The following is an 18,746-nucleotide window of genomic DNA, read 5'->3' on the forward strand; positions in this document are numbered from 1 at the left end:
CCTGCCACAGGCATATGCTTGCATGCTGTGTATGCGCGAAGGCTGGGCGATGAGCCTGCGCGCCGGCGTATGATCGCTGCTGCAATTTCAGGGGATCGCCATGCACATCGTCGTTCTGCCCGGTGACGGCATCGGACCAGAGATCACGACCGCGACATCAGGCGTGCTGCGCGCGGCCTCCGAGCGCTTTCAGCTCAATTTGCGGCTGGAGGAGCACGCGATCGGGCATGCGAGCCTCAAGCAGTTCGGCACGACCGTGCGTCCCGAGCTGCTCGACATCGTCCGCGCCGCCGACGGCCTGATCCTGGGGCCGACCGCGACGTTCGATTTCAAGGACGAGGCGCATGGCGAGATCAATCCGTCTCGGCATTTCCGCAAGAACCTCGACCTGTATGCCAATGTCAGGCCCGCGCGCACTTATGCGGGCCGGGCCGGCCGGGCCGGCGATCTCGACCTCGTCGTGGTGCGCGAAAACACCGAAGGATTTTACGCCGACCGCAACATGGAGCAGGGCAATGGCGAGATGCTGGTTACGCCAGACGTCGTGATCTCGCTGCGCCGGATCACGCGCCTGTGCTGCGAGCGCATCGCGCACGCCGCCTGCCGTCTCGCGATGAAGCGGCACAAGCATCTCACCATCGTGCACAAGGCCAATGTGCTAAAGATCGGCGACGGCATGTTTCTGGATATCTGCCGCGAGGCGGCGAAAGGCTATCCCGGCCTCGCGGTCGACGACATCCTGGTCGACGCCATGATGGCGCATGTGGTGCGCAACCCCGATCGTTTCGACGTCATCGTCGCCACCAACATGTTCGGCGATATCCTGTCCGATCTCACGGCGGAGCTCTCCGGAAGCCTCGGCCTCGGCGGCTCGCTCAATGTCGGTGACCGCTTCGCCATGGCGCAGGCGGCGCACGGCTCGGCGCCTGACATTGCAGGCCAAGACGTCGCCAATCCGGTGTCGCTGATCCTGTCGACGGCGCTGCTGCTCGGATGGCACGGCGAGAACAGCGGCGCGGTTCGTTACGAGGAAGCCGCGCGAGCGATCGAGGCGGCGGTGGCGACGGCGATCGGCGAGGGCAGGGCGACGCGCGACGTCGGCGGCAAGCTCGGCACGATCGCGGCGGGGGCTGCGATCGCGGAGATCCTGCAGGCGGGGTGAGTGGTCCTGCGGAGCCTTGCGTTTTTTCTTAGAGGCCAAAACAAAAAACGCGAAAACAACCCCATGCACAGTAGAAGGCCCCTTGATCGATAAGGGATTTTCGAACGGCGTCACGACGACATTCGCGGCTGCCACGATGTTGACCCGTCGGGCAAAACACTGGCAGGATGCCAGGATTGCACTGGTCGGCAAAAGACACTGTGTGCTCCTCGTGAAGGAGCGATGTCCGCTCTCTGTGGTGAAGCAGATATGCGCGGACAGCTCCGGCATTTCGTGAATGTGCGCCTTTGAGGGGAAGCAAACGCACCGCTTCTTCATGAAGCTCGGCCTGAAAACTCATTGGCACTTTTGACTTTTCCTGATGCCGTCGGATGGCATCAATCATGACTGTCGTGTCCCCACGCCCCCTTCCCGTCCGAGACCCCGCGAGGGGTCGGCTCGCGAAGTTTCGTTCTCGAATTTGTTGTTTTACTTGAATGATGATGTGGCCGTGTCGACGCGAAGGGCAAGCGCCTTGATGGTCTCGATCGTCGCATCCGTTTGCTTGGCTTTCTCGAACAGGTCCTTTCCCTGGTCGACATAGCGGCGAAAGCCGCCAGCGCCATTGATGCCTTCGATGTTGTTGACGCATCGCGCGTACGCTGAATTGTCGCCGTTGTGGAGATTGGTGTCGCTTTCGGTCGGGATCAGTGGCCACCCGCGTGGGTTGGGACGATCGCTGACTTCAGGCTGGGGATCCCACTTCAATCCCCCATCAAAACTGCCAGATTGGGTTGCGTACCAGTTAACGAAGCGAATTATGCGTCGTTCCGGTCGATCAGGTGGACCAAGTTCGCCGCCGCGGGCAATCACCATTTCCGCCCTGGTATAGTAGCCCAGCCAGACTGACCTGGGCTGGCTATCAACGATATTCTTGCAGTTGTTGGCGTCGTTCGTGAGCCGGTTGCGGACGTCGGCGGGCCGAGCCGGCGACATTGGGGTCGATACATTGTGCGAACCAAGTCCCGATCTGCGTGTTGATCGCCTTCGCTTTGGCCTTGGAGATCTTGAGCGCCGCAGCCATCGAAAGATACGAGATCGCGGCGGTTGCGACCGCGAAATACCCCGGATAGCCGTAGCCTCTCAGATTGAGCGCGTTCTGGAGCTGAGCCTCGGCGATCTCCTCGATTTTGTGAAAGTGCGGGGATGTCTTGTTCAGCTTGTTGATGTCGGCATCCGAGAGTTCGGCGATCTCGATGCTGAAGCGGTCGATCTGCGTCTGAATGTCGATGGTGAGCCGTTTGCGAAATGCGTCGTCGAGTGCGACCGGAATGTAGGCGCGGAGCGCCTCGATTTCCTTCAGAATGGTATCAACGCTGCGGATGATCGCAGAAAGGTTCTCGAGCAGGTTGCCGGAAAGCTGGACCTTCGAAAAGCTTCGTATGATCGAGATCAGGGCGCCGGCGGCGTTCAGCACGAGGATGCTAGTGGTAATAGGGTCGACATAGATCTGCAGGCCGTTTTCGACCCTGACGTAGTTTTCGATCGACTTCAGGAAATCGGCCGACAAAGGTTCGATGGATTGAGCTTCGATTCCGTCCGACATTTGCTTGTTCCCCCGCCTGCTTTAAAAGACTTAAAATATACGACGGAACTTTTGCACGCGTTGAGATTGCAATCAAGCTGCCTAGTCTCTGTTGTCTCGAAACGGGGATGACTAGTCGAGATCGGCCACGTTAAGGCCGCATCGGTCGGCAGGAATTGAGGCTAGGACTCTTTGGCCTTGATCGACATGCTAGTCGCGCGCAGGGCTGTCGCATTGAAGACACGCGTGGCTGGAAGCTCGGCTGCGGCCATCCTTCGAGACGCCCGCCTAAGGCGGGCCCTCAGGATGAGGTCGCATTCGCGGCGAGATATCAGACCCTCATGGTGAGGAGCCCGCCGAAGCGGGCGTCTCGACCGTGCAGGCCGAGCACGTCCGGCAACCTCGCAGCTATCGTATGCGATAACCCTGCGCTTGCGGGGAAAGGGCGGGGGTGTCTCCGCAAACGAGAACCCCTGTGTGGAGAGAACCCTCACCCGGCGCTTTGCGCCAACCTCTCCCGCAAGCTGGAGAGGTTGAACGGCTTTAGAACTGATACCTCCTCAGTCCCCCATCCACCGGGATCACCGTCCCCGTGATGTACCGAGCCACGGGCGAGGCCAGAAACACCGCCAACGCCGCCAGATCTTCCGGCTCGCCCCAATAGCCGACCGGGATCTCTTCCTCCGCAAAGCGCTCGCGATAGTCCGGTGCGTAGTTGCGGCGGATCTGTTCGCTCATGATGCGGCCGGGCGGGATGCAGTTGATGGTGATGCCGTGCTCGCCGATCTCGCGCGACAGGCCCTTGGCCCAGGCGTGGACGGCGGCTTTCGCCGCGAACGCGGCGTTGAGGCCTTCCGGCTCGGACTTGCCGGTGATGTTGACGATGCGGCCCCATTTGCGTTCGATCATCTGCGGCAGCAGGGCATGCGCGATGCGGCGGTAGCTGGTGAAATTCAGCGCGATCGCTTCGTCCCATTTGCTGTCGGGCGCATCGACGGGGAGGGGGCGGCTGCCGCCGGCATTGTTGATGAGGATGTCGACATGGCCGAGCTCTTTTAGCGCGAAGGCCGAAATCTTCTCCGCCGCGTCCTTTTCCATCACGTCCTGCTCGAACGGCGTGATCAGGCCGGAGCCGACTTCCTTCACCAGCTCGACGAGCAGATCGGCGCGCCGTGCCACGCCGACCACGCGTACGCCTTCGGCAGCTAGGCCCTTGGCGATGGCGCGGCCGATGCCGACGCTCGCGCCTGTGACCACAGCGGTTTTTGATTTGAGCCCGAGGTCCATGATCACACGCTCTCTTGTTTGCTTTTGCTTGTTGCTGTTGGTTTGTTGTTCGTTTCCTGCCCTGTCCACGTCAGGGTGATTTGCCCGACCGGGACGAGCAGTGGTAACCAAGAGCCGCGTTGAAGGAAACACGAAAAAAGAAAAGGCGCTGAGCGATGGTCTGGGATCCGCAGCAATATCTGAAATTCTCCGGCCACCGGCTCCGGCCCGCCGTCGACCTGTTGATGCGAATTCCGGATTCTGGTCCGCGTGCGATTGCCGATCTCGGCGCCGGCGCCGGCAATGTCACCAAGCTCATCAAGGAGCGCTGGCCCGACGCGACGGTGACGGGTGTCGAGGGCTCGGCCGAGATGGTTGCCGCCGGCCGCAAGGCAGCACCGGACGTGGAATGGTCCCATGAAGACCTCGGCCACTGGCGCCCGACGAAGCAGTATGACGTCGTCTATTCCAATGCCGCACTGCACTGGCTGCCCAATCATGCGGCACTGTTTCCTTCGGTCATGGAGAAGGTGACGCCCGGCGGCATGCTTGCGGTGCAGATGCCGCGCAACTTTCTGGCCCCCTCGCATGTGCTGATCGGCGAGACCGCGCTCAACGGTCCCTGGCGGTCCAAGGTCGAGCATCTCGTCACGCCGCCGCCGGTCGAAGGGCCGGCCTACTATCACGGTCTGCTTGCTCCGATGTCGGCCAATATCGACATCTGGGAGACCGAATATCTGCAGGTGCTCGAGGGCGAGAATCCCGTCAAGGAGTGGACCAAGGGGACCTGGTTGACGCGCTATCTCGACATCTTGCAGGGCGACGAGAAGGCCGCGTTCGAGGCGGCCTATGGCGAGCGGGTCGCGAAGGCCTACCCGAAGAATGCCGCCGGGCAGACGCTATTCCCGTTCCGGCGTCTGTTCATGGTCGCCCAGCGCAAGGGCTGATTGCACTGCCGCATTGCGACATAAGCGCTCGCTCTCGGGGATGGGAGCGGGTGCCGGGTTGCGCATTCAGCCGCCGCCAAGATAGCTTGGCTGCGGCAAATTGGGCTTAGGTCTAGTTGTTCGGGTGGCGGATTGCTGCCACTACTGGACCGCAAACTGGGCTGCAAAGCAAAAAAGACCCGCTTTTAGAGGTTGTTGGGAGGTTACTTCATGCGCAAGCTGCTTCTTGCGGTCGCCGCCGCGTCTGTTCTCTTGGCTCCTGCCTTGTCTCCCGTCTCGGCCCAGGCCCAGAGCCCGATCGTCATCAAGTTCAGCCACGTCGTCGCCAATGACACCCCGAAGGGCAAGGGCGCGCTGAAGTTCAAGGAGCTTGCCGAGAAGTACACCGACGGCAAGGTCAAGATCGAAATTTATCCGAACTCCACCCTCTATAAGGACAAGGAGGAGATCGAAGCGCTTCAGCTCGGCTCGGTGCAGATGCTCGCGCCCTCGACCGCGAAGTTCGCACCGCTCGGTATCAAGGAGTTCGAGGCGCTCGACCTGCCCTGGCTGTTCAAGGACGACGCGACCTATTCCAACGCGATGAAGGGCACCATCGGCAAATGGCTGTTCCAGAAGCTCGAGACCAAGGGCATCACCGGGCTCGCCTATTGGGACAACGGCTTCCACATGCTCTCCGCTAACCGTGCCCTGATGAAGCCGACCGATTTCCAGGGTCTCAAATTCCGCATCTCCGGATCGAAGGTCGCCGACCAATATCTCCGGATCATGGGCTCGATCCCTCAGATCATGGCGTTTTCCGAAGTCTACCAGGCTTTGCAGACGGGCGTGGTCGACGGCTGCGAGAACACCGCGTCGAACTACCTGACGCAGAAGTTCTACGAGGTGCAGAAGGACATCACCGTGTCCTATCACGCGCATCTGCAATACGCAGTCATCGTCAACTCGAAATTCTGGTCGGGCCTGCCGCCTGATATCCGCGCCCAGCTCGAAAAGGCGATGAACGAGGCGACCGACTACACCAACTCGATCGCGCGCCAGGAGAACGAAGATGCGCTGGCCGAGATCAAGAAGACGGGCAAGACCACGTTGCATTATCTGACTGACGCCGATCGCAAGGCATGGCAGGAGGCGATGCAGCCGACCTACAAATGGGCGAAGGGGCGGGTCGGGCAGGAGGTGCTCGATCTCCTCGCCAAGGAACTCGACGTCAAGATGAACTGACGCCGGCGCCGTTATAAGAACAACCATAACGGTCGGGGGTGATCGCACTCCCGGCCGTTGCTCTTGATGATGAGCCAAGCTGGGGGACTAAGTTGCTGCGTGTACTGAATCGTGTGCTCAATCATCTCGAGGAATGGCTGATCGCGACGTTGATCGCGGCTGCGACATTGCTCATCTTCGTTGCCGTGCTGCACCGTTATGGCGCCGGGCTGTCGATCGACATCGCCAAATGGGCGGAGGCGCGCAACCTGGCCTTGCTGGCCGTTCCCGCGCGAGCCGCGTTCGTCTGGCTTGCCGCTCTCGACCTGTCCTGGGCGCAGGAACTCTGCATCTACATGTTCATCTGGATGGCGAAATTCGGTGCGGCCTACGGGGTACGCACCGGCATCCATGTCGGCGTCGACGTCCTGGTCAACATCCTTCCCGGCGGATCGCGCCGCCGCGTCATCACTTTCGGCCTGATGTGCGGCGCCCTTTTCACCGCCATCGTGTGCTATTTCGGGGCCGCGTTTGTCGGCCAGATGTGGCAGACCGGCCAACAATCCAACGATCTCGAAGCGCCGATGTGGCTGGTGTATCTCACCATCCCGCTCGGCTCCGGGCTGATGTGCTTCCGCTTCCTGCAAGTCGCCTGGTCGTTCTATCGCACCGGCGAGCTGCCGCATCACGACATGGCCGGCGTCGAGGGCGTCGAGGCAGACCCGGTTCATCCGGCCCCGGTCACGCGCAGTCAGGTCGCCCGCGACGAACGCAGCCCGCTCGGCTGGGTCCTGATGCTGTTGCCGGTCCTGATCGTCGCCGTGTGCTTCGCGCATTCGGCGCACGTGATCACGCTGCCGCAGGGCCTGCGTGTCGCCGTTGTCTTCGGCCTTCTGCTGTCGTTGATGCTCACGGGCATGCCGATTTCGATCGCGCTCGGTCTGACCGTGCTCAGCTTCATGTTCACGCTGACCGACGTGCGAACGGAATCGGTGGCGCTGAAGCTGTTTACAGGCATCGAGAGCTTCGAGATCATGGCGATCCCGTTCTTCATCCTTGCCGGCAACTTCCTGACCCATGGCGGCGTGGCACGCCGGATGATCGCCTTTGCGACCGCGCTGGTCGGCCATTGGTACGGCGGCCTTGCGCTCTCGGGCGTGGTCGCCTGCGCGCTGTTCGCCGCGATCTCCGGCTCATCGCCGGCCACGGTGGTGGCGATCGGATCGGTGATCCTGCCTGCGATGGTCGCGCAGGGGTTTCCGAAGCGGTTCGGGGCGGGCGTGATCACGACCTCCGGCTCGCTCGGGATTCTCATTCCACCCTCGATTCCGATGGTCCTTTTTGCCGTCTCCACCAACACCTCCGTCGGCAAGCTGTTCATCGCCGGGATCGTGCCGGGGCTCGTGCTCGCCATGCTGCTCGGCGCCACGACGTTCTATCGGGCCTGGCGTAACGACTATCCGAGGATGCCGAAAGCAACCCTCTTCGAGCGCTTCGATGCGTTCCGCAAGTCGATCTGGGGTATCCTGCTGATCGTGATCGTGATCGGCGGCATCTACAGCGGCCTGTTCACACCGACCGAAGCTGCCGCCGTCAGCGCGGTGTATGCCTTTATCGTCGCAGTGTTCATCTACAAGGATCTGAAGCTGCGAGACGTGCCGCGCGTGCTGCTGTCGTCGGCAAATCTGTCGGCGATGCTGCTCTACATCATCACCAACGCCGTCTTGTTCTCGTTCCTGATGACTTACGAGAACGTGCCGCAAGCGCTCGCGCAATGGATGATCGACCAGGGCCTTGGCTGGATCGGCTTCCTCCTCGTCGTCAATCTCCTGCTGCTGGTGGCGGGCAACGTGATGGAGCCGTCCTCGATCATCCTGATCATGGCGCCGATCCTGTTTCCGGTTGCGATCAAGCTCGGCATCGATCCGATCCATTTCGGCATCCTGATGACGGTCAACATGGAGGTCGGGCTGTGCCATCCGCCGGTCGGCCTCAATCTCTACGTCGCCTCGGGCATCGCCAAGATGGGTATCACCGAGCTCACGGTCGCGGTGTGGCCATGGCTCCTGACCATGCTGGCGTTCCTCGCGGTCGTGACCTATTGGCCGGGCCTGTCGTTGTGGCTGCCCAGGCTGTTGGGCATGTAGCCGCGAACACGCTGCATCCTCTCCGCCTGTGGGCGCGGGGCTACGCATCGCGCCTTCCTCCCGCCATGGCAATCGACCGCGAGATGCGGTTAGATGCCGCGCAACAGGCCGGGAGGAGATCAAGATGACAGACACGTCCAGCAGCGAACCGAAGGACGCAACGGCGTCCGTCATTGCGCAGCAGACGGCGATGCTGAACTCGCTGCCGTTTTCCGACACGCGGGATTTCGACGATGCCGCGCGCGGCTTTCTCGGCACGATCGACAACGCGAAGATTACAAACCCGCAAGGACGGACAGTCTGGAGCCTCGAACCCTACGGCTTCCTGTCGACCGAGCAGGCGCCGCCGACCGTCAATCCCAGCCTGTGGCGGCAGTCGCGGCTCAACATGCAGCACGGGCTGTTCGAGGTCGTGCCTGGCGTTTACCAGGTGCGTGGGCTCGACATCGCCAACATGACGCTGATCGAGGGCGATAGCGGCGTCATCGTCGTGGACACCTTGACCTCGATCGAGGGCGCGCGCGCGGCGCTCGATCTCTACTACAAGCATCGCGGCCAGCGGCCGGTCGCGGCCGTGATCTTTACCCACACCCACACCGACCATTGGGGCGGCGCGCGCGGCGTGCTGGAGGAGGATGCGCTCGCCACCGGGCGCGTGCCGATCATCGCGCCCAATTTGTTCATGGAGCATGCCGTCTCAGAGAACATCATCGCGGGACCGGCGATGCTGCGCCGGGCGCAGTACCAGTTCGGGCCGCTTCTCGCCAAGGGCGTGCGCGGGCAGGTCGATTGCGGCCTCGGCAAGTCGATGGCGGCAGGTTCAGTGGCGCTGCTGCGGCCGACCGATTTGATCATGGCGACCGGCGACAGGCGCGTGATCGACGGCGTCGAATTCGAATTCCAGATGGCGCCGAACAGCGAAGCTCCGGCGGAGATGCATTTCTTCATCCCGCGCTACAAGCTGTTGAACCTCGCCGAGAACTGCACCCACAATCTCCACAATCTGCTGCCGTTCCGCGGCGCCGACGTGCGCGACGCGCTGGCCTGGTCGAAATATCTGGGCGAGGCCTTGCAGCTCTGGGACGGCAAGGCGGAGGCGATGTGCGGCCAGCACCACTGGCCGGTGTGGGGACGCGACCGCATCGGCACCATGATCCGGCAGCAGCGCGACCTCTACAAATTCGCGCATGACCAGACCATCCGCCTGATGAACCACGGCCTCACCGCCGCCGAGATCGCCGAAACCATCCAACTGCCGAAGAGTCTCGAAGGCGCCTGGCATGGCCGCGGCTATTACGGCCATATCCGGCACAATGTGAAGGCGATCTACCAGAAATATCTCGGCTGGTATGACGCCAATCCGGTCAACCTCGATCCGTTGCCGCCGGTGGAATCCGGCAAGAAGTACGTCGAATATATGGGTGGTGCCGACGCCATTCTCGCGCGGGCGCGTGTCGATTTTGACAAGGGCGAATTCCGCTTCGTGGCGCAGGCGCTCGGCCATCTCGTCTTTGCCGAGCCGGATCATGCGGCGGCGCGCGCGTTGCTGGCGGACACGCTGGAGCAGCTCGGTTATGCCGCGGAAAGCGCGACCTGGCGCAACGCCTATCTGTTTGGCGCGCAGGAATTGCGCCAGGGCATGCCGAAGGTGCCGGCGCGCCCGCCGATGCCGCGCGAGACGCTGGCGGCGCTGCGTACTTCACAGCTCTGGGACGTGCTCGGTATCCGCCTCAACGGGCCGAAGGCGGAAGGTAAGCACATCGTGCTGAACTGGAGCTTTTCCGACACCGGCGAGATGTTCGTGCTCAATCTGGAGAATTCCGCGCTCACCTATACCGAGGGCGTGCAGGCGGAAGGCGCGGATGCCAGCTTCACGCTCGCGCGCTCGACTTTTGACGAGGTGATCGCGAAGCTGACGAGCTTCCCGGAAGCCGTGGCCGCCGGCAAGGTCAAGCTATCGGGCAGCCCGATGCGGCTCGCCGAGCTGATGGGCCTGATGGACGACTTCCCGCGCATGTTCGAGATCGTGGAGCCGAAGCGGGCGGAGGTGAGATAAGCTTCTCGCGCCCCGGCTCTGCGCTGCAACGCAAAAGGCGTTGCAGCGCGTCCGGGACACGAGAGTGGTCAGCAAGCTACTCCGCGCTGCTCACCAGCTTGATCCGCGGCGCCTTCTCCTCGTCCAGGCTGCGATAGGCCGCGAGATAGTCCAGCGCCATCCGCCGCGCCGTGAAGCGCGTCTCGAACTGCTTGCGGATGGCAGAGCGGTCGAGTTGCTGCAGGCGGCCGACGACGCCTGCCGCGCTGAGGACGTCCTCGACGACGAAGCCGGTGAGGCCCTCGTCGATGATCTCCGGCACCGAGCCGCGGTTGAAGGCGACGACCGGCGTTCCGCAGGCCATGGCTTCGATCATGACGAGGCCAAACGGTTCCGGCCAGTCGATCGGCAGCAACAGGCCGAGTGCGCCGCTCAAAAAGTCCGACTTCTCGTGATCGCTGATCTCGCCGATGAATTCCACCAGCGGATTGTTTTCGATCATCGGCCGGATCAGCTCGTCATAGTAATCCTGGTCGGTACGGTCGACCTTGGCCGCGATCTTCAGCGGAATCCCGCAATGGGTCGCGATCTTAATGGCGCGGTCGACGCCCTTTTCCGGCGCGATGCGGCCGAGCACGGCGAGATATTCCTGCCTCGCCGGCTTCGGCGTCAACAGGTTCTCCGGCAGACCGTGGTGGATCGTCCTTACCCAGTTCGCCTGCGGCACCGGCCGCCGCTGCGCGTTCGAGATGGAGATGACGGGGACCTTCGAAAAGGTGTTGAAGACCGGCTGATGCTCCGGGAGGTCGAGCCGGCCGTGCAGCGTGGTTAGGAACGGCGTCGGCTGCCGGTAGAACAGCGACCACGGATAATAATCGAGATGGAAGTGGAGGAAGTCGAACTCCTCGTCGTCACATTTCTGCCGCACCCGCTCCAGCATCACCATGTGCAGCGCATTGGGATCGCGCACGGAACCGTCGAGGCGGAGCGCCCGCGGCCATAGCGCATCCAGCTTCGCCGAGGTCTGCGAATCGCCGCTGGCGAACAGCGTCACGTCGTGTCCAAGGGCCACCAGCTCTTCCGTCAACCAATGCACCACCCGCTCGGTGCCGCCATACAGCTTGGGTGGAACAGCCTCCGTCAACGGAGCTACCTGCGCGATGCGCATCTCGCCATCTCCTCTGCGATCATGAACGTGAAACCCCCAGTCTTTGCGGCACCGGCAATGCCAGTCAGGGGAACGTTCCCGCACTTGCGAAGTTCCTTCCCTCAGAGGTTACTTATTGGACACGTCGGGTGCTCGTCGCGGTGCTGCCATCACATCTCCGCAGATCGTCCGCATCCGCATGTCGTGATGGGTTTGCCCGGGAACCGAGGCGAAGTGGTCGATGTTCAGTCGACTAACAGAAAAATTGAAAACATCACGACGGGGTCGATAGTCACATGGATCATCTTTCTGGATACGCGCGCCGGCCATTCGCCTTTGTTTTGCGCTATCTCCGGCGTCGTCTGGCGTCGCATCTCGTGATCCTGACCGCTGTCGTTGCGGCCGTTGCCTGCTCCGTAGGCACGCAGTACGGCGTCAAATCTCTCGTCGACAGCCTGACGGCCGGAACTTCACATGGTGGCAGCGTATGGCTGGCATTCATTTTACTCATGTCGCTGATCGCCGCCGACAATTTCCTTTGGCGGATCGCCAGCTGGACGGCGAGCTTCACCTTCGTGCGTGTCACGGGTGATTTACGCCGTGACATATTTCGTCATCTGACCGGCCACGCGCCGAGTTACTTCTCCGACCGCATGCCCGGCATGCTGACGAGCCGCATCACAGCGACCTCGAACGCGGTGTTTACCGTCGAGAACATGTTCGTCTGGAATGTGCTGCCGCCCTGCATCGCCACAGTTGCGGCAATCGCTCTGATTGGAACCGTCAGTCCCTATATGGCACTCGGCTTGATTGTGATCGCTGGCGGCATGGTGCTGGCGATGTTCCGTCTGGCGGCTGCGGGCAAGCCGCTGCACGACGACTTCGCCGATAAGGCCGCCGTTGTCGACGGCGAGATGATCGACGTCATCAGCAACATGCCGCTGGTGCGCGCCTTTTGCGGCATCGGGCACGAGCATGAGCGTTTCGACGCGACGGTGAACCGGGAGCTCACGGCGCGCGGTCGCAGCCTGCGCTATCTGGAGAAGCTGCGGCTTATCCATGCCGGCATCACCGTCGTGCTCACAATCACCCTCATGGCCTGGGCCATCATGCTCTGGCAGGATGGCGCGGCGACCACCGGCGACGTCGTGCTGGTCTGCACCCTCGGTCTCTCCATTCTCAATGCGACCCGCGATCTCGCGGTGGCGCTGGTCGACGTCACCCAGCACGTTGCGCGGTTGACCGAGGCGATCGCCACGCTGCTGGTGCCGCATGAATTGCGCGACCACCCCGACGCCGAGCCGCTGGTAAAGAGGGGCGCCGCGATCGCGTACAACAACGTCACCTTCGGCTATTCCGGGGGTGAGAAGATCTTTGAGCGGTTCAGCCTGCGCCTGCAGCCCGGCCAGCGCGTCGGCTTGGTCGGCCAGTCCGGCGGCGGCAAGTCGACGCTGTTCGCGCTGCTCCAGCGCTTCTACGATGCCGACGAAGGCAGCATCACCATCGACGGCCAGGACATTTCCAAGGTGACGCAGCAGAGTCTGCGCGCGGCGATCTCCGTCGTGCCGCAGGACATCTCCCTGTTCCACCGCTCGATCCGCGAGAACATCCGCTATGGCCGCCCGAACGCCACCGACGACGAGGTGCTGCGTGCGGCGATTGCGGCGCGCTGCGATTTCGTCGAGAGTCTGCCTGGTGGTCTCGACACCATGGTTGGCGACCGCGGCGTCAAGATGTCCGGCGGCCAGCGCCAACGCATCGCGATAGCGCGTGCCTTCCTGAAGGACGCGCCGATCCTGCTGCTGGACGAAGCGACCGCCGCGCTCGACAGCGAATCCGAGGAAGCGATCCGCGAGGCGCTGTCGCGGCTGATGCGCGGCCGCACCGTCATCGCGATCGCGCATCGCCTCGCGACGTTGCGCAATTTCGACCGCGTGATCGTGTTGAAGGGTGGTAAGATCATCGAGGACGGGTCACCCGAACGTCTGATGCAAGGCCACGGGCCCTATCGTGAGCTGGTCACGCAGGAAATGAGCCGGCTCGCGCAGGCCGCCGCGTAAACCAACAGTCGCGTTCGAGTCGGTTGCGTGTCGAAACAAGCGCAGGGGAGCTGCTGATGTCGGCTGAAGCCGTTACTCAATTCATCTCCGTGACGCGAACCATGGACCAGGTCGCGGAGCAGCCTTTCTATATTCCGATGACGGGACCGTCGGCGCGGCCGCGGCGTTCGCTCAAGCACGACGATACCTTTATCGTGCTTGACAGCCATGGCGACATCGGCGCCTCGGCCGGCGGGCCCGACGGCCTGTTCCATCACGACACGCGCTACCTTGCGAGGCTTGAGCTCGTGCTCGACGATCTCCAGCCGTTGTTGCTGGGATCCAACCTGCGCGACGACAACTCGGCGCTGACGGTCGATCTCACCAATCCGGATATCTACCGGGAGGGCAGCCTCGTGCTGCAAAAGGACCTGCTCCACATCGTGCGCACGATCTTCCTGTGGCGCGGCACCGCCTATCAGCGCATCGGCGTGCAGAACCACGGCGACCGCCCGGCCAATTTCGGGCTGACCCTGCTGTTCGACAATGATTTCGCCGATCTGTTCGAGGTTCGCGGCGAGCGGCGTCCGCGTCGCGGCATTGGCTCGAGCCGGCTGTTGGGCCCGACCGACGTGCTGTTCGACTACCGCGGTCTTGATGACGCCGAGCGCACCACATGCCTGCATTTCGACCCGCGCCCGACGAAGTTGTCGGTGAATGCCGCAACCTGGCAACTCGAACTTGATCCGCATGAGTCGAAATCGCTGTTCGTGGCCGTGTCCTGCAATCGGCCGATCACGGAGAAGCCGGCGCGCTTTTTCAGGGGGCTGCTCGCCCACCGCCGCGAGATGCGGCAATCGACGATGGGGACCGCCAGCATCGAGACATCCAACAACATCTTCAACGAGGTGCTGTGCCAGTCCATGGCCGACCTCAACATGCTGATGACGGAGACGCCGCAGGGCCGCTATCCGTATGCAGGGATTCCCTGGTACTCGACGACGTTCGGCCGCGACGGCCTGATTACGGCTCTGCAAATGCTGTGGGTCGACCCGCGCATCGCCAAGGGCGTGTTGCGGCGGCTCGCGCATTTCCAGGCCAAGGCGGTCGATCCGCTGAACGATGCGGCGCCCGGAAAGATTCTGCATGAGATGCGCGGCGGCGAGATGGCGGCGCTGCGCGAGGTGCCGTTCGCTCAGTATTACGGCAGCGTGGATTCGACCGCTTTGTTCGTGCTGCTCGCCGGAAGCTATTTCGAGCGCACCGGCGACGAGAAGACGTTGACCGAGTTGTGGCCGGCCATCGAGGCGGGGTTGGCCTGGATCGACGGCCCCGGGGACCCCGACAAGGACGGCTTCGTCGAATACCAGCGAGCCACGGAAAAGGGCCTCGCCAATCAGGGCTGGAAGGATTCCTACGACGCGATCTTCCATGCCGATGGCCAGCTTGCGGAAGGCAATCTCGCGCTGGCCGAGGTGCAAGGTTACGTCTTTGCCGCCAAGCGGCTCGCCGCGCGCTGTGCGCTCCGGCTGGGCAAGCCCGATCTCGCCAAAAAGCTCGAGGCCGAGGCCAAGGCGCTGGCCGAGCGCTTCGAGGCCGCGTTCTGGTGCGAAGAGCTCGGCACCTATGCGCTCGCGCTCGACGGCAAGAAGCGGCCCTGCAAGGTACGGACCTCAAACGCCGGGCAGGTGCTGTTCAGCGGCATGATCCGTGAAGATCGCGCCCGTCTCGTCGCCGCCGATCTGATGGGGCCGCACTTCTACTCGGGCTGGGGCATCCGCACCGTCGCTGTCGGCGAGGTGCGTTACAACCCGATGTCCTATCATGACGGGTCGATCTGGCCGCACGACAACGCACTGATCGCGCTCGGGCTCGCGCGCTACGGGCTGAAGCATTCGGTCGCGCACGTCTTCAAGGGACTGTTCGACGCTGCAACCTACATGGACCTGCGCCGGTTGCCCGAATTGTTCTGCGGTTTCCGGCGCGAGAAGCGGCGCGGCCCGACGCTCTATCCGGTCGCCTGCGCGCCGCAGGCCTGGGCCAGCGCAACCGCGTTCACGTTGCTGGAGGCGACGCTGGGCATCGAGTTCGATGTGGCGCGCGGAGAGATCCGGCTGCGCAATCCGCGTCTGCCGGCGTTCCTGCACGAGGTGATTTTGCGCGATCTGCGCCTGGGCGAGTCCAGCGTGGATCTGCGCGTCAGCCGCCATGGCGAGGACGTCGCGCTGGAGGTGTTGCGCACGCGTGGCCAGATCCAGGTCTCGATCGTGTTGGCGCGCTAGCGGCGCGCGGGAGGAGGGTGCATGCGTACCGCCGGATGGTTGATCCTGAGCGTGGTGATCGTCGCGGGATTGACGGTCGCCGTATCACGAGCTGCAGAGGAGTTGCCCGCGCCTTCAACTGAAGCGAATGCGCCGCCGACGCTGCAGCCGCCGGCGTCATCGGTCCCCGTCACGCCAAAGGATGCCGCGCCACCGCCGTCGGTCACGATCATCGGCGCCAGCGATGCGCATGGTGTGCTTGGCCGTGACGTGCTCAGCGCGGCGAACGAGGGCATGGGTCGCATTGTCGACGTCATCGTCGATCGCAGTGGCCATGTCCGCGCTGCAGTTATCGATTTCGGCGGCTTCCTCGGTGTCGGCAGCCGCAAGATCGTGGTTGACTGGAACGCTTTGCGGTTCGGCAAGATCGCCAGCAAGAAGGACAGCATCACGCTGGAATTGACCAAGGCGCAGGTCGCCGCCGCGCCGGAATACAAGGAAGACGCGCCGATGGTCGTGCTCGGCGCGTCCGGCAGCCTGCAACCGCTGCAAGCGGTTCAGTGAGGCGCGGGGAGGGATGGCCGCCTGTGCTGTTGTCGAGAAAGCCGAACCATGCAGATCGCGAGGGCCGCGTTAAGCACGACAACGATGCCGCGCCATTGCCTCCCGGCATTCCGGCGCCGTCGCGCCAGAGCCTGCGCGGTCTCGACTGGTTCATCTTCTTCCTCGCCGATGTACAAACCGGATTTGGTCCCTTCATCGCGGTTTACCTCACAACGCAAAAATGGACCCAGGTCGAGATCGGCCTGGTGCTGTCGATCGGCGGCATCGTTGCTCTGATCGGACAGATGCCGGGCGGCGCCATCATCGATGCCGCAAAATCCGAACGGCTGGTCGCAGGTCTGGCCATCGCCACCATCGGCTGCTGCGCGCTCGCCTATGCGGCGATGCCGATCTTCCCCGTGGTGGTGGCTGCGGCCACCTTGCACGCGGCAGCGAGCTGCGTGCTCGGGCCGGCGATCGCGGCGATCAGCCTCGGCCTGGTCGGACCGTTCGCGATCGGCGAGCGGCTCGGCCGCAACGCCCGCTTTGCCTCGCTTGGCAACGGTGTTGCGGCTGCCGTAATGGGCACGGCCGGCTATCTGCTGTCGAGCCGCTCGGTGTTCCTGGTCTCCTTCCTGCTCGCGATCCCCACTCTGATCGCGCTGTCGCGCATCTGCGAGCATGAAGTCGACATCGCGCGCTGCCACGGCGAAATGCCGCGCGAGGCGAAGGATCGCGGCGACACCAATATCTGGCACCTGATCCGACAGCGTCCGCTCATCGTCTTCGCGCTGAGCGTCTTGCTGTTGCAACTGGCGAACGCCTCGATGATGCCGCTGATGGCGAGCGCGGTGACGGCGCGATCGGCCCAGTGGGCGACGGTGCTGGTCGCCTTTTGCATCGTCGTGCCGCAGGCGATCGTGGCGTTGCTGTCGCCGACGGTCGGACGCAAGGCGCAAGCGTGGGGCCGCCGGCCGCTGCTGCTGATCGGGTTCGGCGCGCTGGCGATCCGCGGCCTGCTGTTCGCCACCGTGCGCGATCCCTATTTGCTGGTGCTGGTGCAGGTGTTCGACGGCTTCACCGCCGCGGTATTCGCAGTCATGATCCCGCTGATCGTGGCTGACGTCGCCTTCGGCAGCGGCCATTTCAATCTTGCGCAGGGCATCGTCGGCACGGCAACGGGCATCGGTGCATCGCTGAGCACCGCGCTCGGCGGCTACGTCAGCGACAAATTTGGCAATGCCACCGCCTTCCTCGGGCTGGCAAGCATTGCTGCGACGGGATTTCTGCTGATCCTGATGGTGATGCCGGAGACCCGGCGCAAGGGCATGATTGCGCCAAAAGAAATAGCCGGCTGAACCAATTCAGCCGGGGCGTCGTAGGATCGGGCCGGGTGAGAACATCGCCGTTCATCGAATTGCCACAGGCCTTGCGGATCGTCGGTCCTCGCTCGCAATCGAAAGGCCCTGCAAGTGGTGTCCGCGAACGATCTGGAATTTGCCCTCGATCAAGTCCGCGCCAACGCCCCGGAGCAGGTCCCCGGCGTGTTCGGCCCGTCCTCGGTGACCTGGCGGATCGACCGCGAGGCCGTCATCTTTCTCGGCGCCGGTCGTGCGCTGATGCTGCAGTTGGCCCACCCCTGGGTCGCCGCTGCCATCGCCGAGCATTCCAAAACCTTCGCCGATCCGATCGGGCGATTTCACCGCACCTTCGACATCGTCTTTGCCATGGTGTTCGGCTCGCTCGACCGCGCGCTGTTGTCGTCGCGGCAATTGCACCGGCGCCACAGCATGATCGTCGGCGAGATGCCCGAGACCGTCGGTCCGTTCGTGGCCGGCTCGCGCTACTGTGCCAACGACATCCCGTCGCTGTGCTGGGTTCATGCCACGCTGGTCGAGACGGCGCTGATGGCGCACGATCTGGTTTTGCCGCCGCTCTCGGCGGAGGAGCGCGAATGCTACTGGACCGAGAGCCGGACGTTCGGCGCCTTGTTCGGATTGACGGGGGACGACCTGCCCGCGGACTGGTCAGGCTTTGCGGCCTACACCAATGCGATGGCGCAGTCGGACACGCTGACCGTCAGTCCGGCCGCGCGTGAGATTGTGAGGCAGATCTTTTGCGGCGCGCGTCCGTGGTTGCGGCCGCCGCGATGGTATCGCGCGCTCACGGCGAGCTTGCTGCCGGAGCCATTGCGCGCGGGCTTTGGGTTTGGGCTCGACGAGCGCAACACCAGGTCGGCCGACAACGCACTGAAATGGATCCGGCGGGTCTACCCGAAATTGCCGGACCGGTTGCGCTATGTCGGTCCTTACCAGGAAGCGCAAGCGCGGCTAAACGGCTAGCCGCAGCCCGACTGGTTGACCCGGTGCCTCAACAGAGCCTGGATCGGCCGCTCGCAGATGGATCAGCGCCGCTAAGAAGCGCCTCCCGCA

General features: G+C 63.3%; 14 protein-coding genes and 2 pseudogenes. 11 read left to right on the plus strand and 5 right to left on the minus strand.

Annotation, left to right across the window (positions count from 1 at the left end):
* Positions 1-100: 100 nt before the first annotated feature.
* A complete protein-coding gene (locus ACVWW3_RS04180) occupies positions 101-1,162 on the plus strand; it encodes an isocitrate/isopropylmalate dehydrogenase family protein (protein WP_456650834.1) in 1,062 nt (353 codons plus the stop codon).
* A gap of 28 nt (positions 1,163-1,190) precedes the next feature.
* Here the strand turns inward: ACVWW3_RS04180 and ACVWW3_RS04185 are convergent, their stop codons facing one another.
* From ACVWW3_RS04185 to ACVWW3_RS04200, 4 genes are all read right to left on the minus strand, one after another.
* Positions 1,191-1,547 (minus strand): hypothetical protein, encoded by a 357-nt coding sequence (locus ACVWW3_RS04185; protein WP_456650833.1) that lies wholly within the window; start codon positions 1,545-1,547, stop codon positions 1,191-1,193.
* A gap of 83 nt (positions 1,548-1,630) precedes the next feature.
* Positions 1,631-2,017 (minus strand): hypothetical protein, encoded by a 387-nt coding sequence (locus tag ACVWW3_RS04190; protein WP_456671880.1) that lies wholly within the window; start codon positions 2,015-2,017, stop codon positions 1,631-1,633.
* Positions 2,018-2,063: 46 nt separating this feature from the next.
* Positions 2,064-2,747, minus strand: a complete 684-nt coding sequence (locus ACVWW3_RS04195; protein WP_456671881.1) for a hypothetical protein — start codon at positions 2,745-2,747, stop codon at positions 2,064-2,066.
* Positions 2,748-3,269: 522 nt separating this feature from the next.
* A complete protein-coding gene (locus ACVWW3_RS04200) occupies positions 3,270-4,013 on the minus strand; it encodes an SDR family NAD(P)-dependent oxidoreductase (protein WP_456650831.1) in 744 nt (247 codons plus the stop codon).
* Positions 4,014-4,168: 155 nt separating this feature from the next.
* Here ACVWW3_RS04200 and ACVWW3_RS04205 point away from each other — a divergent pair, with 155 nt between their 5' ends.
* The 5 genes and pseudogenes from ACVWW3_RS04205 to ACVWW3_RS04225 all read left to right on the plus strand — a co-directional run bounded on the left by ACVWW3_RS04205 (position 4,169) and on the right by ACVWW3_RS04225 (position 10,345).
* A complete protein-coding gene (locus ACVWW3_RS04205) occupies positions 4,169-4,939 on the plus strand; it encodes a methyltransferase domain-containing protein (RefSeq protein WP_354052323.1) in 771 nt (256 codons plus the stop codon).
* A gap of 210 nt (positions 4,940-5,149) precedes the next feature.
* A complete protein-coding gene (locus ACVWW3_RS04210; protein ID WP_247441263.1) occupies positions 5,150-6,163 on the plus strand; it encodes a DctP family TRAP transporter solute-binding subunit in 1,014 nt (337 codons plus the stop codon).
* 347 nt (positions 6,164-6,510) lie between these two features.
* Positions 6,511-6,741 (plus strand): annotated as a pseudogene (locus ACVWW3_RS04215) (TRAP transporter small permease); the annotation flags it as partial.
* A gap of 306 nt (positions 6,742-7,047) precedes the next feature.
* Positions 7,048-8,289 carry a TRAP transporter large permease gene (locus ACVWW3_RS04220; RefSeq protein ID WP_456652067.1) on the plus strand — a complete coding sequence of 414 codons (1,242 nt, stop codon included), beginning with the start codon at positions 7,048-7,050 and terminating at the stop codon, positions 8,287-8,289.
* A 124-nt stretch (positions 8,290-8,413) separates the two neighbouring features.
* Positions 8,414-10,345, plus strand: coding sequence for an alkyl/aryl-sulfatase (locus ACVWW3_RS04225; RefSeq protein ID WP_456650830.1), 1,932 nt, complete (start codon positions 8,414-8,416; stop codon positions 10,343-10,345).
* Positions 10,346-10,421: 76 nt separating this feature from the next.
* On the opposite strand, the gene ACVWW3_RS04230 is transcribed toward ACVWW3_RS04225, so the two are convergent.
* Positions 10,422-11,492 (minus strand): glycosyltransferase family 4 protein, encoded by a 1,071-nt coding sequence (locus ACVWW3_RS04230; RefSeq protein ID WP_456650829.1) that lies wholly within the window; start codon positions 11,490-11,492, stop codon positions 10,422-10,424.
* A gap of 275 nt (positions 11,493-11,767) precedes the next feature.
* Here ACVWW3_RS04230 and ACVWW3_RS04235 point away from each other — a divergent pair, with 275 nt between their 5' ends.
* From ACVWW3_RS04235 to ACVWW3_RS04255, 5 genes and pseudogenes are all read left to right on the plus strand, one after another.
* A complete protein-coding gene (locus ACVWW3_RS04235) occupies positions 11,768-13,531 on the plus strand; it encodes an ABC transporter ATP-binding protein (protein ID WP_456650828.1) in 1,764 nt (587 codons plus the stop codon).
* 56 nt (positions 13,532-13,587) lie between these two features.
* The gene (locus tag ACVWW3_RS04240) at positions 13,588-15,792 is read left to right on the plus strand and encodes an amylo-alpha-1,6-glucosidase (protein ID WP_247441268.1); all 2,205 of its coding nucleotides are present in this window, start codon (positions 13,588-13,590) and stop codon (positions 15,790-15,792) included.
* A 21-nt stretch (positions 15,793-15,813) separates the two neighbouring features.
* A complete protein-coding gene (locus ACVWW3_RS04245; protein WP_247348267.1) occupies positions 15,814-16,335 on the plus strand; it encodes a PRC-barrel domain-containing protein in 522 nt (173 codons plus the stop codon).
* A gap of 23 nt (positions 16,336-16,358) precedes the next feature.
* Complete coding sequence (locus ACVWW3_RS04250) at positions 16,359-17,672, plus strand: MFS transporter (RefSeq protein ID WP_456650827.1); 1,314 nt, start codon at positions 16,359-16,361, stop codon at positions 17,670-17,672.
* Positions 17,673-17,786: 114 nt separating this feature from the next.
* Positions 17,787-18,731: pseudogene (locus ACVWW3_RS04255) on the plus strand (oxygenase MpaB family protein).
* Positions 18,732-18,746: the final 15 nt, after the last annotated feature.

Source organism: Bradyrhizobium sp. LM2.9, from assembly GCF_054056555.1.

What these genes read in the sequence shown, in the direction of transcription:
- ACVWW3_RS04180 (WP_456650834.1), top strand. Translation starts at nt 101, where the DNA reads ATGCACATCGTCGTTCTGCCCGGTGACGGCATCGGACCAGAGATCACG.
- ACVWW3_RS04185 (WP_456650833.1), bottom strand. Translation starts at nt 1,547, where the DNA reads ATGATTGATGCCATCCGACGGCATCAGGAAAAGTCAAAAGTGCCAATG.
- ACVWW3_RS04190 (WP_456671880.1), bottom strand. Translation starts at nt 2,017, where the DNA reads ATGGTGATTGCCCGCGGCGGCGAACTTGGTCCACCTGATCGACCGGAA.
- ACVWW3_RS04195 (WP_456671881.1), bottom strand. Translation starts at nt 2,747, where the DNA reads ATGTCGGACGGAATCGAAGCTCAATCCATCGAACCTTTGTCGGCCGAT.
- ACVWW3_RS04200 (WP_456650831.1), bottom strand. Translation starts at nt 4,013, where the DNA reads ATGGACCTCGGGCTCAAATCAAAAACCGCTGTGGTCACAGGCGCGAGC.
- ACVWW3_RS04205 (WP_354052323.1), top strand. Translation starts at nt 4,169, where the DNA reads ATGGTCTGGGATCCGCAGCAATATCTGAAATTCTCCGGCCACCGGCTC.
- ACVWW3_RS04210 (WP_247441263.1), top strand. Translation starts at nt 5,150, where the DNA reads ATGCGCAAGCTGCTTCTTGCGGTCGCCGCCGCGTCTGTTCTCTTGGCT.
- ACVWW3_RS04220 (WP_456652067.1), top strand. Translation starts at nt 7,048, where the DNA reads ATGCTCACGGGCATGCCGATTTCGATCGCGCTCGGTCTGACCGTGCTC.
- ACVWW3_RS04225 (WP_456650830.1), top strand. Translation starts at nt 8,414, where the DNA reads ATGACAGACACGTCCAGCAGCGAACCGAAGGACGCAACGGCGTCCGTC.
- ACVWW3_RS04230 (WP_456650829.1), bottom strand. Translation starts at nt 11,492, where the DNA reads ATGCGCATCGCGCAGGTAGCTCCGTTGACGGAGGCTGTTCCACCCAAG.
- ACVWW3_RS04235 (WP_456650828.1), top strand. Translation starts at nt 11,768, where the DNA reads ATGGATCATCTTTCTGGATACGCGCGCCGGCCATTCGCCTTTGTTTTG.
- ACVWW3_RS04240 (WP_247441268.1), top strand. Translation starts at nt 13,588, where the DNA reads ATGTCGGCTGAAGCCGTTACTCAATTCATCTCCGTGACGCGAACCATG.
- ACVWW3_RS04245 (WP_247348267.1), top strand. Translation starts at nt 15,814, where the DNA reads ATGCGTACCGCCGGATGGTTGATCCTGAGCGTGGTGATCGTCGCGGGA.